The sequence below is a fragment of the Halobacteriovorax sp. XZX-3 genome, from assembly GCF_043196495.1.
In the GTDB taxonomy this organism is placed as follows: Bacteria; Bdellovibrionota; Bacteriovoracia; order Bacteriovoracales; family Bacteriovoracaceae; genus Halobacteriovorax_A.
Genome location: NZ_JBEBMO010000001.1, coordinates 156,799 through 172,362 on the forward strand (window position 1 = coordinate 156,799; position 15,564 = coordinate 172,362).

The following is a 15,564-nucleotide window of genomic DNA, read 5'->3' on the forward strand; positions in this document are numbered from 1 at the left end:
AGTTATGGTTGACATACATTCAATAATTGCAACTCATAAAAATAAAGAAGTTGATTCAAGTAAGATCGATACGAACTCTTATCCTATTCCTACGTTTTCTGATATCCCTGAAATATTTTTTGATGAGATTCTTGTTAACTATCGTTTAACAAGAGTTGAAATAGTTGTTTTAATGTATCTCTATCGTCGTGTTTGGGCGAAAACAAATCCATATCGTGAACATGGAATCTCTCAACTAATGTCTTTGTCTGAAATAGTTGAAAGGCTTCAAATATCTTTAGAGGAAATTCATCAATCAATTCTTAAGCTTGAAAACTTTGGATTCATTTCTACTATCAGAGTTGGCCAATATTTTGTCAGAAGATTCTTTACGAAAGAATATGACGAGTATTATGGTCAAAATTATGATGACTTTGAAGTTTAGATTTTGTGTCAAACTTATAATCCCTGTAAAACCAATATGTTGTGTACTCTTTTTTAAAACATGATATCATGTAGATAAGATTAATTTGCTGGAGCTAATTTGTGTCAAAAAAGATTGCTTATCTAGGACAGGATCTTGGTTATTGGGATGACCTAAAGAAAGTTTACGCCAAGACTTATCCTGATGAAGAAAAGAGTTTTCATCATTTTTCTTATAATGAGAAAAATATCAATCTTTGTATTTATGATCTCTTTGAGTTGGCCCCTTCAATTATCTATATCGACATAAAGAAAGAAGAAGTTTTTGGACATAATTTAGGAATGATTCTTAAAAGAATTCATTTTTTTAGATCGATACCTGTCGTTGCAATTGTTAGTAATTTAGATGAAGTTAAAAAATTAATATCAATTCATTTTGACTTCGTATTTGTTAAGGGGATTGAAGTTCACGATGTTGTACACCACCCTTATAAGCTTCGCTATCCTTCAGAAGCTGTTTCTTCAGAGTTTGCTTTAGCTAAATTAACAGCACCTATTAAATTAAAAGAGATTGCTCGTGTTGGTTTTTACGGACTAAGCACAATGCACATTGAAAGTAATAATATCGCACAAGAAGGTAAGCTTGTTGAAGTCGAGCATTCTTTAGAAAAGAATTTAATGGCGACAAATTACTTCATTGCTCGCAAGCACGGGTTTGATAATATCTATTATGGAGCAAATGGCTGGTCAGAGTTAGAGTATTTATTCGTTGATCCTGTAAAGCGTGAAGATGGAAGCTTTAGTTTTAATGTAGAAGATTTATCAGAAGATGAGCTTAATAAAAAACTAAAGATTGGTAAAACGTTTAAGTCTTGGGTTAATGATAACTCTTCATATGGGTCACAAAAGCGTACAAAGCTATTTATGGTCGATCCTCAATTACATTATTTCAAGCAAAGTGAAAAGTTAATCGATACTTATGATTTTGTTTTCCGTATCAATGAAAAATTTGATCAGGACTATACTTATGTGGGCCGTTTAAATCCAGATATAATTGTCTATTGTTATCCTGATTTTATTTCAGATGTTGAGATGGAGGATGCTAAGGATAATCAAGATGTAGAGCAGATGGCCAATGTTGCTCAAAATCTTGAAGAGTTCCACAAGAGGCAAGACGAGATTCTTAAAGATGCGATTAGCAATATTAAAAAATTAAGTGATAACAATCCTTATTTTATCGTCATAAATTGTGATCGATATGATTCAAAGGCCTTTCAAGAAAGATTTAATTATCAATTTGCTCTCGTAAATCCAACAATGATTGGTATGAATGTTCTATCTCAAATGGTACATCAGTTAGAAGAAAGACGCCTTGTTAAAGAAGAACAAGAGCTTAATACTAAAATTGCAGCATTAAGAAAGAAAGATCCAATTAAGTATGCTAAATTGAATAAGTCATACTTTGATCCACCTAAATACTTCATTAGTAAAAAGTCACCTTTAAGTCATGCTCTAATTATAAGAGACGCTAAGTTAATTGAAATTTCTGAATCAATATGTTTCTTTTCTTTAGATCAAGAACTTGTTCTAGGGAATTACTATCTAACTCATCCTTTTAATTTTGCAGTAAAAATCATTCCTCAAGATGGTAATGTTTTTATCAAGGACGGCAATACTTACAAATATAAGGGGCTGATACACGCCATTGGCGAAAAAGAAAAGATGCGTCTTCGACAATTTGTAAATGATATCTACACTCAACATAAAAAAGAGATCCGAGAAAAAGAAGCACTTGAAATGCAAGAGGCCAATGCTCGATTCTTAGAAGAACAAAGAAAGGCCGGTCTAACTGAAGAAGAGGCCGCGGCCGAGGCTGAAGCGCAGGAGCAAGCTCTTAAGGAAGAAAAGCTTAAGAATACGGCCCCTGAGAATATGGATCTTTTAAATGATCTTGATGCTGCTATCACTAAAAAATCAGGACAGTAGTCTGAGTAGTTTGTTCAACTAAGTTGCTAAACATTCTCTTCTTTTCTTACATCTTGTGATTTATTTTCCAACTGCCATTAAAATGAAAGGATATTTTCATGGAGGAAGATAATGAGAAATCTAATGCTAGCATTGATGCTATTAGTATCGAGCAATGTTCTTGCGCTAAATTCAGATACAGTAAATGAGAAATTCAATAATAGATTCTCTTTTGAAAGAGATGACTCTGGAAAGCTTATTGCTGTAAGAGACCGTACTATTCGTACACAATTCAAATTCAAGGATTATGTTGAGTATATTAAAAACTCAATCCTAAATGAACAGGCCCTGATGTCGCAAAGTGGCTTAACTGGAAATTATGAAGCAGAAGTTGAAGGTCTATTTGAAACTGGTCACAGCTTTTTAGGAAATGATTTTCAAACTCAAAAAAATGTAAAAAGAGTTGTTACATCTATGCGTGCATTTGAAGGTGTTGACTTCAATGCAATTTTTGCTGATGAAAACTTTAATAACTTAATTGAAGAGTTTGGTTCAAAGATTAAAGATGCTTTCTATTATATTGATCCAACAATAATTGCTAAGCCTGATAATGCAACTTTCTTTTATCGTAAAAATGTAACTTATAAGATTGTAAATTGGGCGCTAAATCAAGCGCGTAAGCGTTTATCAACTGTTCCAGCTCTAAATACAGCTTTTTATGTAATTACAGAGACGGAAAAGCTTTTTAGAACAAGACGCTTTTATCACCAAAACCTTCTATTACATTATCTTGAATTTGCAACTCCTGTGGAGCTTGGTCTATCTAAGGAAGAAGCTGATCTTATTTATTCTTCTATCTATGAATCAAGAATTGATTGGATTGCATTTTGGGAGTCAAATAGTGCTAAGTTAAACTGGTCAAGATATGGAACAGCAAGCTTTTATTCTCAATTTAGAACAGCTACAAATCGTTTTAGATCTTATAAGTCAAAGTATTCAGAGGTTGGCGAAAGAATTAACTATGGTTTCCAAGAGGTAACACTAGATGGCGAAAGAGTTATCGTTAACTTATTCGACGGTAATCATACATTTGATAAGTCTCCAGCGATTGCTTACTCGTTTGATCGTCCTAATCGTGTAAAGAGACTTAGAAGCGTACTTACTCTTGCTAGCCTTGGCCTAAGTTTTGTACCACTTCCTGCAATTATTAAGGATAATGTTGATGGTTTTATTAAGTCATACTATAAGCAGCAACAAATCACTGAAGGAGCGCTAATTGGATACTTCGAAATGAATGATGACCAATTTATGCTTCAAGAAATTAGATCTCAATATATCAATCCATTTATGTAATAAAAAAGGGCCTCTTAGAAGGCCCTTTTTTTATGCTGCTTTATGATTTGATTTTATGACTGTTAGAATTAAAAAGATCGTTTGCACTGCAAAGAATGTTCCTAAGAAGTAGGCACCACCTTGAGAGAATCCATAAGAGTGAAGTCCTGTTGCTAGGATGTAGTTAACTCCAAACCATGCCATCATTACACTCATGAAAGCTGCTGCAACTAGTACTGAAAAGCTCTTATTTGTGATCCAATTTGTATACTTTCCGTGAAGGATTGCCATGTAGATACAAAGTACAATTAATGACCATGTCTCTTTTGGATCCCATCCCCAGAAACGTCCCCAAGAGTAATCGGCCCATACACCACCAAGGATAATTCCTGCTGCAAGCATGATGATACCGTATTTAAGAGTCGTATAGATTAGATCGTTATAATATGTCTCATCTTCAACTTTAAAGTCTGTGAAAGCTCTTTTGAAAAGAATTGTATTTGCTAGAATCCAACTAAGAGCAAGGGCACCATAAGACATGATAATTGTCGTAACGTGTGTGCTTAGCCAGAAGTTATCTCTTAGAACGGGAACAAGTGGACTAATCGATGGTGAAACCATATTTGTCGCAAATGTAATCATCATAAGTGTACATAGGTTGTATGCAAGTCCCATGTATAGGTAAGTCTTTTCATTTTTCAGGTGACCAATGATCATCGATAGAAGTAGAGCACCATAGCCTGAAAAGATCACTGTTTCATACATATTTGTAATTGGCGCACGTCCTGAAATATAAACTCTTAATGCGATATAAACAGTTTGAACAATGATTGTAAGTGTTGATAGAGCAAGAGCTACACCAAATTTCTTGAAAAGAACTAATGCTGCCAAGCCAATTAAAGTAAGAGCGAAAGCGATTTTAGTTAGTTGTAGCTTATCGAATAAGAATTCTGTTAAATACTTCTCTCCTTTAACTTCGATATAGTCTTTCTTTGCTTTAGCAAATACATCTTTAAATGGAGTTGAAGATACTTGCGCTAGAGCGTCTACTTTTTCTTTTGTTAGAAAGTTTGTTACAGGCTCCCAGCTTATCTCATTACCCATTTTTACAGGTAACTGCCAGTTGTTCCCACTTGTTATATCTTGATAAAGAGCGATCTTGTTAAGGAGTCTATTAAGCTCCTTCTTGTAACCCGACTCAACCTTTTCTTTCTGGTAGGCCATTCTAATCGTTACATTTTCATCGATTAAGTCATCAAGTGCCATTGAACTCTTGCCGCCAAGAAGTTCCTTTGCGTTCTTGTGTTCAATCTTTGACTCAAGCTTAAATGGGGCCTCTAGGCCAAATGCCTTAGAACTAAGAAGACAAAATGTATCTACTGATGAGTATCCTTTTGCCTTGTACTTTCCTGTTAGGTGATGAATTACTTCTTTTGCATGTACAGTAAGCGGCTTAATTCTTCCATCTTGAAGAATTGGAAGCTTACCTAATTCATCATTACAAAAATTAACGTTTGCAAGTGTACTTGTTGCAATAAGTAAACTTAGTAGTATCTTAATCATTTCTTATCTCCTAGTTGGCCATTATCTGCTACTTCAAGACCTAATAGGTCCTTAGTTTTTCTCTTTGGGCGATAATTTAAGTAGTAATGCCATAGAGAGCCTAATACGAGTAGGATTGAGCCTAGGTATTTAATCCAGCGTCCTTGATCAAGGTTAACTGATAGGGTTGAACTATATTGTCCAGTTTCTGGGTCCTGTGAGTAAGAGGCCTGGTAAAATGTGAAGCCATCATACTTAAGGGGGTTATTCATATAGATATGATATGGAGATGTCTCTCCGTCTGTGAATAAGTTAACAAAACTCTCATAACTCGCTGGACGGTTAGTACCAGGGTCTTTATCCATCTTAAATCGAGTTAACGTAAACTCGAATGGTAGAAGAAACGATCTCTTTGTTAAGTAAACATTAGTCTTTACACCATCGATTAGAACAGAAACAGGCTTGTCATCTGTTAGCCAATATTCCTTGTCTCTAACTTGGATTTTTGCAGCTCTCGTAATACCTTTTACAAGGCCTCCGTTTTGCTGAATAGGAAGAGTTGATTCTGGAACCATTGTTGGAACAAGATTTTGTTCATTACGTACAAGTTTTAAAGTAAAGCCCATCCAAGGAAGTGACATTAGGCCTTGGCCATCAAAACTTTGGCTTACCCATTTATCTGCATCCTTATCAAAGAAAGATGCTGAATCTCCAAAAAGGAATAGGTTCGGTTTTTCTTTAAAAAGATTTTTTGAAAATACTCTAATTGGAGCATTCATTGCTGGCTTTAATTCTTGATCAAGTGCCCATGGGCTTAAGTCTGGAAGAAACGAGTAAACATTTTCTCCATCTTTAATGACAAAGAATCGTTTATTTGTTGCTGTCTCTTCTACCTTGATATTTTTCTCTTCAGCTGTGTAGCATTGAGATGTTCTTGAGTCCCATAGAATTAATCCACTATCACTTGGTGTAGAAAAGCATGGAGCAAGTGTCTTTGGTAAGTAAGTGATGCTTAGAAGTCCCATGCTTAGAGAGGCTTGAAAATCAAATGCTTCAGGATGAAGACTTAGAGTGAAGTCTTGGGCCACGTTATCATTAGAGATGATATAGCTTGATGAATGCATATTCTCAGAGTCATTTACGCTATCTTTGGCCGGCTGCCAACGCATAACTTTATCAGCAAATGGAATGTACTCTTTAATTTCAATTTCTTTATATGTAACATCAATACTACTATCAAATGCACTATAAGGTAGGGGAAGAACAGCTCTTGTATTCTCATCTGGACGAGTGATCTCAATTACATCTTCATTTAAAACAACTTGCCTCGATGGGCTCATTGGTTGTAAGTGAATTGTCCCGTCGATACCTGCGATATATGTGACAAAAGAGCCAATACCAATAATGATAAGGCCGGCGTGAATTGTATAGAATCCGTAAAGTCTTTTTTTAACTGGAAGTCTGATTAATGCCGCAAATAGAATACTTAGGCCCATGAAGAATTGGATGGCCATAAACCACCATGTCTTATAGATAAGTCTTCCAACAAAATCTGTTCCGTAATAACTTTCAACGAATGTTCCTACAATCATTGCAAGTGAAAATAGTGAGATAATAAAAACTGCGAATTTCATTGAGCCAATCGAACGCTCAAAGTACTTGTAATTGAACTTGTTACTTATCATTGCTTTTTAGCCTTTTTCCTTTGCTAAATTAAATAGCATAGTTGGTAAAGAGAGGCTATGGATTTCAAAAAGTTTTCAAAAACCTTACAAAAGTGGCGCGCTTTTTATGATCATGTACGCAATATAAACAATTGAGTAGAGAAAGAGTTGATGAGTAACATAAATGATGAATGAGTGCTTACCTAAGAACTGAATAAAGCGCATAATTTTCCACTGAGGATAGTCGATTTGATGCCATTTTAGATGAAAGAAGGTGATACCAAGCATCGAGACTGCGGCCCATGGAAAGACTGCTATATAATCTAGTGAAGCGTGACTCATTTCTGGAAATGGAATGGCATATGGAGTCATTTGAAGCACGAGAATTACCAATGCAAGTAATGCGCTAAGCCAAGGTTTTTTTCTTATAGGAGTCACTAGGATTGTTGTGAAGAAGATACAGTGTAATGTTCCAAAATAGATCCAATTTTTTGGGAACATAAAATATGTTGAGATACTGATAATTAGTGCCGCTATTCCGATCTTTGCAAGGCGAATTAGGTAGGGACGTGGGTGAATCTTTCCAGGGTGTGCCATGCACATTGAGACACCTACTGAAAACATAAAGAGAGTTACAATAAGGCGTGGAAGATAGTACCAAAACCCTGGTCTAAAAAATTCAACATCCACAAAACCAAAGACATCAAGATCATAAGTAAAGTGGAAGATAATCATTAAAATGACGGCAACACCTCTGGTCAGGTCAATTAGGTGGTATCTCTTTTTTACTGTTTGTGAATCTTGTGTCATTTCTAAATGATAGCATAATCTCTTAATTTATGGTCAAAAGTATTCAAAGCTGATAATTTGATCCATACAAAAAGGTGGATAATGACAATTTCAAATAAAGCACATGAGCTTCTTAGGGAGCTCGATCCTGCACAATTTAATCAATATATTTCTGCAAACTTCTTTGATGATAGCTTTATGGCAAATGAAGAGGATGCATTGAAGAAAAAGGCCCTACTCTATAGTGCTCTTACTATTATAAAAAAAGTTGGCCCGGCATCACTATTTGTTATGACTTTTAGAGAAGCCGAAAGTTTTCTAAGAGATAATGCTAGTGAGCATAGCTGGCCTAATGTTTTGGATTTAAAAAAGTGGTTTGAAACAATCTTGCAAGAGATTCAAAAAGAATTTTTTGAAAATGCACTTATGAATAATAAGATTGAGATTCTTAATTGGGAGAAATTGTCTTTGCAAGAGCGAATTCAGAAAATGGCCCTACTTATAGATAATGTGAATACTACATTGGAGAGTTATAATTTAGGTCAAATTGAATTATTTAGCATTGAAGAAAATGAGGTCTGTGTAGATGATGGGATAGCTTTTGGTGGCTTGCGTCAGTTACAGGCCGATAGTTTAAAAGAAATTATTTACGATGGAATCGCTAAGTATTTGAACTTTAGCTTTCAATCTCAGCGTATAAAATTAGTTGCGCAGTGATGTATAAGCAGTTAATATTAGATAGCTATACGGTAAAGAAAATTAACAAATTAGATATTATAAAAGAGGAAGTAGAATGAAGTTAACGGCCCTTGCACTTATCACACTAGGTATTTTTTCAATGAATACTGCTCACGCTCAAAGCGCGGCCAAAGGTAAGACTCTATATTCACGTTGTATTTCATGCCACGGGGATAATGGGGAAGGAAAGAAGTCGATGAACGCTCCTCGTATTGCTGGACAATACGACTGGTATATCTATTCATCACTTGTTCAGTTTAAAACTGGTGAAAGAAAGAACCCAGATATGTTACCATTTATTAAAGGTCTGAACGACTCAGACTTTAAAGATCTTGCTGCTTATATCTCTACGCTATAATTGTAGAAAGATCTCAGTTTTTTACAATATTATTTACTAGGAAGGAATCATGGTAAAGGCCATTCAATTAGGTGAACTAAGTTTTGAGTCAGTTACATCTCAAAAGAAAGTAAAAGACGTTTACGACTATAACGTTGAGGCATTTTCTGATAGTCCAGATTTCAAGTGGACATTAGATGATATTAAGAAAGAGTTGTCTGATGGTTGGCAGCTTTATTCAGTAAAGTTATCTGAGGAGATTATTGCAGCTGCTTTCGTTAAGAAAGAGGGTGACAAACTTCTTTGTAAGAATACATCGATTAAGATGCAACATAGTGGAAGTGGTTTTTCTCACAGAATCATGGACTTTTTTGAGCAAGCAGCGAGAGAGTTTGATGTGAAGGAAATTGTTCACTTCTGTTCAATTGATAATTTCAGACAGTATTCACTAAATGAAAGTCACGGTTATGAGAAGACGGCCCGTCGTCTTGGAAATAACGGACACACTACTGAGTGGATTAAGCAAATTAGTAAGTAGTAGCAGGATAATGTCTTGTGCTTAGGGGAGACTCGTAGCGAGTCTTCCCCCAACTCTTTTCGATTCTTCCCGTCTTATTATCGATAATTGCTGTAAATGATTGCGGCATCCCATTTACATCACGATTTACAATATAAATACTCTTATCTGTTATTTTTAACCTCTTTACGATTTCGAATTCACTATCTGCAAGGATAGGCAGGTTCTTTTTAACTTTCTTAATTACAGCGATGTCTTCTTTTGTGAGCTCTTTAGCAACTTCTGCGAGTGAGTCTGATTCGCTCACTTCTGTATTTGGCGTTGCTGTAGAAGGGATCGATGCAATTTTTCGTGAGTGATCGCTATGGCCGTGGTGATGCTTGCGCGCTTTAAAGCGTGTCTTCTTCATACTGTCTGTAGGTGAGTATTCTTTAGAGATCGTTTTTGCATCATTTTGATATGAAGAAATAATAAATAATGCTGCTAACGATATACTGCAAAATATTAAAAACTTTCTCATCGAGGCCTTCTTTTGATTGCGTCTATTGCTCAATCGTAAAGTTAATATTTAAAATACTAAAAGGTTCTTCACCCGCAAATTCATAGTCTTTAAAATCGTCATAGTTCGAACTACTAAGATCATGGTAACAGTCTTCACAATTTGCAAATGTCATACGTAGACGACAAGATACTTCTGTTCCTAGTGGTATATTTTTATTGATTTCAAAGAACATAATATTTGAGTCAGTAAAGAGTGGCGCTCCTTGCTCGGCCTGCATTGTTTCTTGCCAGTTTGACTTTGGTGCCATGAATGGAATGTTTTGAACATTTGTGCTTGGAATTGCTTTTACGAAACAATTATTTAAGTCATTCTGAGTGCGGTCTTCACCTTGACCTAAACAGTCTTTTTCAAGAAGTCCAATATCTGACTTCATTTTCTTTAAGAATTCATGTTGGTTTAAAAGTTTTGTACTTGTTCCATCATTATAAGTAAGCATACAAACAGGCATGATTCTTCCTGTGTCGTTGTAATTAGTTTCATTTATAGGGTCACAAGCTTTTCCACCTTGTGAAACAGAAGGGTAGCCATCACTTAGATTTGAGCATGGAACTCCATCTTGCATATGGGCCCAATCTGAAGCAAGGATTCGTGTTCCTGCCATGATTGAACTAGAATTGTTATAGACGCTAACAAATAGACCTACGATCTCTCCAGGTGAAACTTTACCGTTTCCATTATTATATCGTGCATCTACTGTTGTAACTTCTCCAACATCCATTTGATTTTGAATTGTTTGATACACTGAAGAGCGAATATCAAATACACTTAATGATGAGTAAGAAGAGCGTGTGTCTTTAATAAGTAGATTCTTGTTAATAAGCTCTGACTTTTTACGATTAAGAGGATTAACAGTAATATTTGTCGTTGAAACTGAGTTTAAGTTATTATTGTAAGTTCTAAAAAGTAGCAGCCCGTATGAATCAAATAGTTGTTCTAAATTGTCTTTAGAAAAATTTTGGTATGTGCATAGGTTGTATTGGCTATTTGTAATATTATAAACATTTCTAGCAAGTGATTGCGAAAAACGTCTGAAGTTAATTGGATTCACTGATTTAAGCCATTCTTTTGCATATTGTTGATCAAGGTTGATTTGGCCACTAAGACCATCTTTTGCCTGTGCTGATAGATCTCCTAATTCTCCTAATGATTCAACAAGTGCGTAGAATACAAGTTTCTTTGCACCGTCAATATTACCTGTACAACGTGTACTAAGTTCCTTTGTTAAAGCAACAAGAAGGTGACTGATGATTTGGCCATCGACGTGAATATCGTCAACTCGGCTTTCCGTGTTGTAAACGTCGTAACCTAAGTATTCAGGATAGCTTAATCTTGAGTCTTCATCTGTTGAAATACCTGCAATGTGCATTGAATCGTCTTCTGAGATCGGGCGTGAAGCATTTGCAAATTTACCTAGTCCCCATTCACCCATGTGTTCTCTATTATTTGTGAAGTATGAGAAGTAATCTGCAATACCTTCATTTATCGAATAGGCCTCATCGTGACCAAAGTAGCCTAATGCAGATTCTTCAAGACAAATTGGATTTGATGTATTTAAACAAAAGGCAGCGTTAAATGCTCTGTTTCTGTGGTTCATTAAACGATCAACAATTGCATGTCCAAATTCGTGATAAATGACAGAAGGGTCTTGGGCCATCTTAATATTTTGATAACCAGGAATATAACCTAATTTGATTAGGAAGTTACTAGGATCAAAACTAGCATTTTTTCTAAGGCTAGCATCTGCGTGGACAACTAGTTTTGCTTTATTAGAAGCATTCCAGTACGCCTTATGTAGGTCTGTGTTTGTCGGTACTGAAGTATCATATGAAACTTCATTTAAGCGGTCGTAGACATAAGTTGTCACATCACCTAGATAAGTATCGATTACTTTTGCTGTATGATAGAAAGCATTGATTTGTAAGAACTCTGTAGTCGTAACAGGAAAGGCCCATTTTCTCGATTCATTTTGAAAAGCTGATACACCAGCATCTTCAGTTACTTCGAGGCAATCTCCAATAAGTGAGCACGACTTTGTTAAGTATTCATTGCTTGTAATGTAAACAGGTGAGCGAGTTATTAGCGTTGATAGATCAGTATTCTCATCAGCAGCATAATCGCTTAGAACTAGTGGGTTGGCCGTTAAGATACGGCCATAATTTGCTGATACAGTGTCTTGTGTATTATTTAATGCTGATCCACCAGATCCTTCTCTTGATGAAGATGCTTGATCGACTACACATGAAGTTGCAAGGATACTGATACACCCTAAAGTCCCTAGTGTATGAAGTAGTTCTTTTCTTTTTTTAACTATACGTACCGCAAATTTCAATTAGGCCTCCCATGCCCTTGAATCAATATAATCTTTTATTCTTTTCGTCTTATTGAATCATTCCATCTGACGCTAGGTCACGATCGATCTTTTCAATAAGTCCTGGAATAAATCCTTTTTGACCGTATTGAGAACCATTGATGGCCGCACAAGCAGTTCCACTATATTTCTCACCAATACGGTTCCATTCACTTTGTAGTCCTGGAGAGCTAATTTGAGTAATAATCTTGGCCTCGTAAGCAACTCCTAAAGCGACTAACTTATCTTTTTCAAAGTCTTTTCTTTCTCTCGTAATACATTCTTCTTTTGCTGTATCGGCCTTGCTGTCACATAGTTTACCAACGTATTGGTCACGCCCAGAAGAGAGCATTTTACAAAGACCTTTTCCATCATAATCACCACTAATTTCTGATGCTCTATTCTTAAGAGACTGAATCTGTTGAGCGATAATTAGGTTCTTATCAGAAATCTCCTTAAGAGCATCATCACTCATTTGAGTATCTTCTTTGATAAAGTTTTGAATCTCTTCTTTATACTTACTCTCATCTTCAGATAGGTTGTCTGTTAACTTGTCTGTTAGAGATGTAATAAGTTGCTCATCATTTTGTCCACTATTAGAACAAGCGCTTTGTAGCTGAGCTAGAGATTTACCACTATTTGTTGACTCTTTAGAATCTCCATCTGATGGAATACTTCCTTCCGCTGATGCACTTGCACATAACTTCTTATACTCAGAGATTTGTTCAAAAATTAGTGTACTTGATGATCCACCATTCATTGCCATTTGAAGAGGTGACTGTCCACCTGCTTGGGCCTGTAGGATTGAAGCGATCTCAGTTGCATCTGAATAAAGATCACTTGCATTATTGTCTCCAGTACAACCTGGTCCTGGACTAGAGTCCTGTAGACCTTTTAACTTGTAACAGAACTCAACCTGTTGTTGTGATGCCTCGGCAGCTTTCTCTGCACCTTCTTTCGCTGCTTTTTGAGCTGCTTGATTTCTGTCGTTAATTGCAGTGGCACAGTTCGATACGAACTCTTGCCATTTTCCTCTTTCTTCTTGAAGGCTCTGGTTAATTTTTTCAACTTGAGAAGCTAGGTGAGTATTTTGATTCTCAAACCATTTGTTAAGGTCTGCTCTCATGCTTGCACTGTTGCCATTCATTCCAGCAAGAAGGTCACGCATAAAGACTTCAGGATCTTTTTCTAATAGAATACCTTTCGTTTCAGCTTCATCCATTGCTTGATCAAGGTCTTGAAGTTTTCCAAAAGTTAAACCTGAAGAAGCTGGAATACCATATGCTCTTGCCATTTCTGGTGTTAGGTTAGGGAACATATTTTTGTATGCATGATCCGAAACTTTTTGCATATGTGCTTGCATTTGCGCCATAAGTGCTTTTGCTTTATTTTCGTATTGCTGCATTTGTGCGTTGTAGACGTCTGCTTTTTGCTTAAGTTCTGCTGTTTTTGCGTTTACTAATGTTTCTGTAAAAGTAGCACATGTATTAACATTGTCTGAACAAGCTGCGGCCTGTGTTACACAAAATGATTTACTAGAAGTTTCGTAAACATCTGGGCCACACTTGCTAAGCTCAACTGCATTTCCATTACAGTTGTAAATAAGCTCATCGATTTCGGCCATGATACTTCCACTTCCTTCAGAGGCAAGTGTTCTCTTTGTAAGAGACTGAAGTTCTTTAGCTTCTGCCTTAAGCGCTTTCGCTTCAGCACGGTATGTTTCAAGGTTTGCTACATCACCAGCTGGCTTAAGGTCACCATTGTAGATTGCCACACATTCATTTTTAATATCGCTATAGTATTCTCTAGCTGTTTTTGTCACACTTTTTCCACTGCTATTAGAAACAGTGATTCTAATATCATTATTATTAAATGAATTTGCTACGCTATCTAAAGAAGATAATGAAGTCGGATCAGAGAAGGCATTTGAAGCAGCTCTTTTAAAAGATGATAGTGTATCACCTTGGTTCCCAAGTCTAACGTTATCAAATGAGTTAACTGCTTGGTTAATTGGAGTCGAGTAGGCTGCGGCATTTTTACCTGTCATACATTCGATAATGAATTTTTCTTTGTATGAGTCTTCTGATTTTGAAGCTAAGCGATCAACTTTAATTAAAAAACTTGGATCATCAAATTTTGGAAGGTCTGCATCGCTTACACCAAGACTAGAAAGCATTGTTTGAACTTTCTTAAGTTTTGCTGTTGTATTTTGAGCAGCAAAAGTTCTTGCAGATGAGAATAGGTTAGCAAATTGAGTACCTTTGAAAAGGTCTTCTCTTAATGCTTCATCATATCCACCTGTAGCAAGTCTTTGAGCAACTTTCTTCTTATCAGACTCAATTTGATTTCTCATTGTGATAAGAGAGCTTCCTCTAAAGCGCTTTGCTTTACGGTCATCACTGCTCATTCTATCTTTTAATCCTACTAGGCCACCTTGCTTCTTGATGATTTTATTTACATCATATGCTTCTACACATGAAGCAGGCATTAATTTGTTAAAGTCAGTATTAATAAAGTCCTGACTTACGTTATTTCCACCACCATTTAGTAGGGCATGGATTTCTTTAATTTTGATTCTATTCTTCTTTTGAATTTCTGCTACTTGCTTAAGCTCTGCTTCGAATTGTTCAATCATGCGATCATACTGAGATGTCATTGAAGCAAAGTTATCTTGAATACTCTTCATACCATCTTCGATACATTGAGATCCAATGTAAGGAGGTGTGTTTCTTGGTTTTAGAAAACTTGTGTATTCGTTTAAAATATTTTGTCCAAACTCTAGTGCCTGCTCTGGAATTTTTAGATTCCCACCAATATTACAAGCTCCGTTTGGTGCAAGGATTGGCTCAGGTGCAAGAGGACAATTAAATGCAGGGTGCATTCTTCTCGACTGAAGCTTTTGTTGAGCATCGGCCTTTGACTTGTTGAAAGCTTGAAGTGCTTGGATCTCTGTATTTGAAAGACGTCCTTGGTTGTACATTTGTTGAGAGATATCCCCAATCATGTTTAGACCACCAATAACCGTCTTCATACCTGAACCAGACGTGAACTCTGACCAAGACTCACCATTTTTCTTAAAAGCGAATGCGCTCATTGGAATAGATGAATGAATAAGAGTCAGTGCCATTACGCTAACTTTAACTTTTTTGAAAGAGGAACTCGTTCCTTTCTTTCCTAAGTTATTTTGCTCTTTGGCCTTCGTTAATCTTTTCACTTTACTTCCCCTGTCAATTCAATGCTTTATACTTATCGACATTTTAGTAATTTTCTTTATTTTATTAATGAATCGATGCCTGACCTAATAAATTGGTTAATAAAATGGCCAGGGGTGCAAATAAGTCGCTGATTTTATGTGATGGAACATGAGAT

The 15,564-nt window shown here is 36.0% G+C and carries 12 protein-coding genes; 6 read left to right on the plus strand and 6 right to left on the minus strand.

Annotation, left to right across the window (positions count from 1 at the left end; all coding sequences use genetic code 11):
- Nucleotides 1-4: 4 nt before the first annotated feature.
- The 3 genes from ABMA70_RS00770 (at nucleotide 5) to ABMA70_RS00780 (ending at nucleotide 3,720) form a co-directional block, all read left to right on the plus strand.
- Nucleotides 5-424: a hypothetical protein gene (locus tag ABMA70_RS00770; RefSeq protein WP_103217091.1), complete on the plus strand. Its 420-nt coding sequence runs from the start codon at nucleotides 5-7 to the stop codon at nucleotides 422-424.
- A 101-nt stretch (nucleotides 425-525) separates the two neighbouring features.
- Entirely contained in the window at nucleotides 526-2,388 is a 1,863-nt protein-coding gene (locus tag ABMA70_RS00775) for a hypothetical protein (protein WP_392992122.1), read from the plus strand.
- A 111-nt stretch (nucleotides 2,389-2,499) separates the two neighbouring features.
- Entirely contained in the window at nucleotides 2,500-3,720 is a 1,221-nt protein-coding gene (locus ABMA70_RS00780; protein ID WP_103217093.1) for a hypothetical protein, read from the plus strand.
- 30 nt (nucleotides 3,721-3,750) lie between these two features.
- Here ABMA70_RS00780 and ABMA70_RS00785 read toward each other — a convergent pair whose 3' ends face one another.
- The 3 genes from ABMA70_RS00785 to ABMA70_RS00795 form a co-directional block, all read right to left on the minus strand.
- Nucleotides 3,751-5,262, minus strand: a complete 1,512-nt coding sequence (locus ABMA70_RS00785; protein WP_392992120.1) for a cytochrome c biogenesis protein — start codon at nucleotides 5,260-5,262, stop codon at nucleotides 3,751-3,753.
- Entirely contained in the window at nucleotides 5,259-6,875 is a 1,617-nt protein-coding gene (locus ABMA70_RS00790) for a cytochrome c biogenesis protein ResB (RefSeq protein ID WP_392992118.1), read from the minus strand. The genes ABMA70_RS00785 and ABMA70_RS00790 overlap by 4 nt, the downstream gene beginning before the upstream one ends.
- 135 nt (nucleotides 6,876-7,010) lie before the next feature.
- Nucleotides 7,011-7,715, minus strand: a complete 705-nt coding sequence (locus ABMA70_RS00795) for a heparan-alpha-glucosaminide N-acetyltransferase (RefSeq protein WP_392992116.1) — start codon at nucleotides 7,713-7,715, stop codon at nucleotides 7,011-7,013.
- An 81-nt stretch (nucleotides 7,716-7,796) separates the two neighbouring features.
- On the opposite strand from ABMA70_RS00795, the gene ABMA70_RS00800 reads away from it, so the two are divergent.
- From ABMA70_RS00800 to ABMA70_RS00810, 3 genes are all read left to right on the plus strand, one after another.
- Entirely contained in the window at nucleotides 7,797-8,411 is a 615-nt protein-coding gene (locus tag ABMA70_RS00800) for a hypothetical protein (RefSeq protein ID WP_103217097.1), read from the plus strand.
- A 76-nt stretch (nucleotides 8,412-8,487) separates the two neighbouring features.
- On the plus strand, nucleotides 8,488-8,790 hold the full coding sequence (locus ABMA70_RS00805) for a cytochrome c (protein ID WP_021267353.1): 303 nt from the start codon (nucleotides 8,488-8,490) through the stop codon (nucleotides 8,788-8,790).
- Nucleotides 8,791-8,839: 49 nt separating this feature from the next.
- Complete coding sequence (locus tag ABMA70_RS00810) at nucleotides 8,840-9,307, plus strand: hypothetical protein (protein WP_103217098.1); 468 nt, start codon at nucleotides 8,840-8,842, stop codon at nucleotides 9,305-9,307.
- Here ABMA70_RS00810 and ABMA70_RS00815 read toward each other — a convergent pair.
- From ABMA70_RS00815 to ABMA70_RS00825, 3 genes are read right to left on the minus strand one after another with little or no spacing between them, the layout of a single operon-like run.
- Nucleotides 9,297-9,806, minus strand: a complete 510-nt coding sequence (locus ABMA70_RS00815; protein ID WP_103217099.1) for a hypothetical protein — start codon at nucleotides 9,804-9,806, stop codon at nucleotides 9,297-9,299. The genes ABMA70_RS00810 and ABMA70_RS00815 overlap by 11 nt on opposite strands.
- Nucleotides 9,807-9,828: 22 nt before the next feature.
- Complete coding sequence (locus tag ABMA70_RS00820; RefSeq protein WP_392992114.1) at nucleotides 9,829-12,177, minus strand: hypothetical protein; 2,349 nt, start codon at nucleotides 12,175-12,177, stop codon at nucleotides 9,829-9,831.
- A 49-nt stretch (nucleotides 12,178-12,226) separates the two neighbouring features.
- Nucleotides 12,227-15,409: a hypothetical protein gene (locus ABMA70_RS00825; RefSeq protein WP_103217101.1), complete on the minus strand. Its 3,183-nt coding sequence runs from the start codon at nucleotides 15,407-15,409 to the stop codon at nucleotides 12,227-12,229.
- Between the last annotated feature and the right edge of the window lie 155 nt (nucleotides 15,410-15,564).

Excerpts from the sequence above, each read along its gene's own strand:
- ABMA70_RS00770 (WP_103217091.1), top strand. The coding sequence starts at position 5 with ATGGTTGACATACATTCAATAATTGCAACTCATAAAAATAAAGAAGTT.
- ABMA70_RS00780 (WP_103217093.1), top strand. The coding sequence starts at position 2,500 with ATGAGAAATCTAATGCTAGCATTGATGCTATTAGTATCGAGCAATGTT.
- ABMA70_RS00785 (WP_392992120.1), bottom strand. The coding sequence starts at position 5,262 with ATGATTAAGATACTACTAAGTTTACTTATTGCAACAAGTACACTTGCA.
- ABMA70_RS00790 (WP_392992118.1), bottom strand. The coding sequence starts at position 6,875 with ATGAAATTCGCAGTTTTTATTATCTCACTATTTTCACTTGCAATGATT.
- ABMA70_RS00795 (WP_392992116.1), bottom strand. The coding sequence starts at position 7,715 with ATGACACAAGATTCACAAACAGTAAAAAAGAGATACCACCTAATTGAC.
- ABMA70_RS00800 (WP_103217097.1), top strand. The coding sequence starts at position 7,797 with ATGACAATTTCAAATAAAGCACATGAGCTTCTTAGGGAGCTCGATCCT.
- ABMA70_RS00805 (WP_021267353.1), top strand. The coding sequence starts at position 8,488 with ATGAAGTTAACGGCCCTTGCACTTATCACACTAGGTATTTTTTCAATG.
- ABMA70_RS00810 (WP_103217098.1), top strand. The coding sequence starts at position 8,840 with ATGGTAAAGGCCATTCAATTAGGTGAACTAAGTTTTGAGTCAGTTACA.
- ABMA70_RS00815 (WP_103217099.1), bottom strand. The coding sequence starts at position 9,806 with ATGAGAAAGTTTTTAATATTTTGCAGTATATCGTTAGCAGCATTATTT.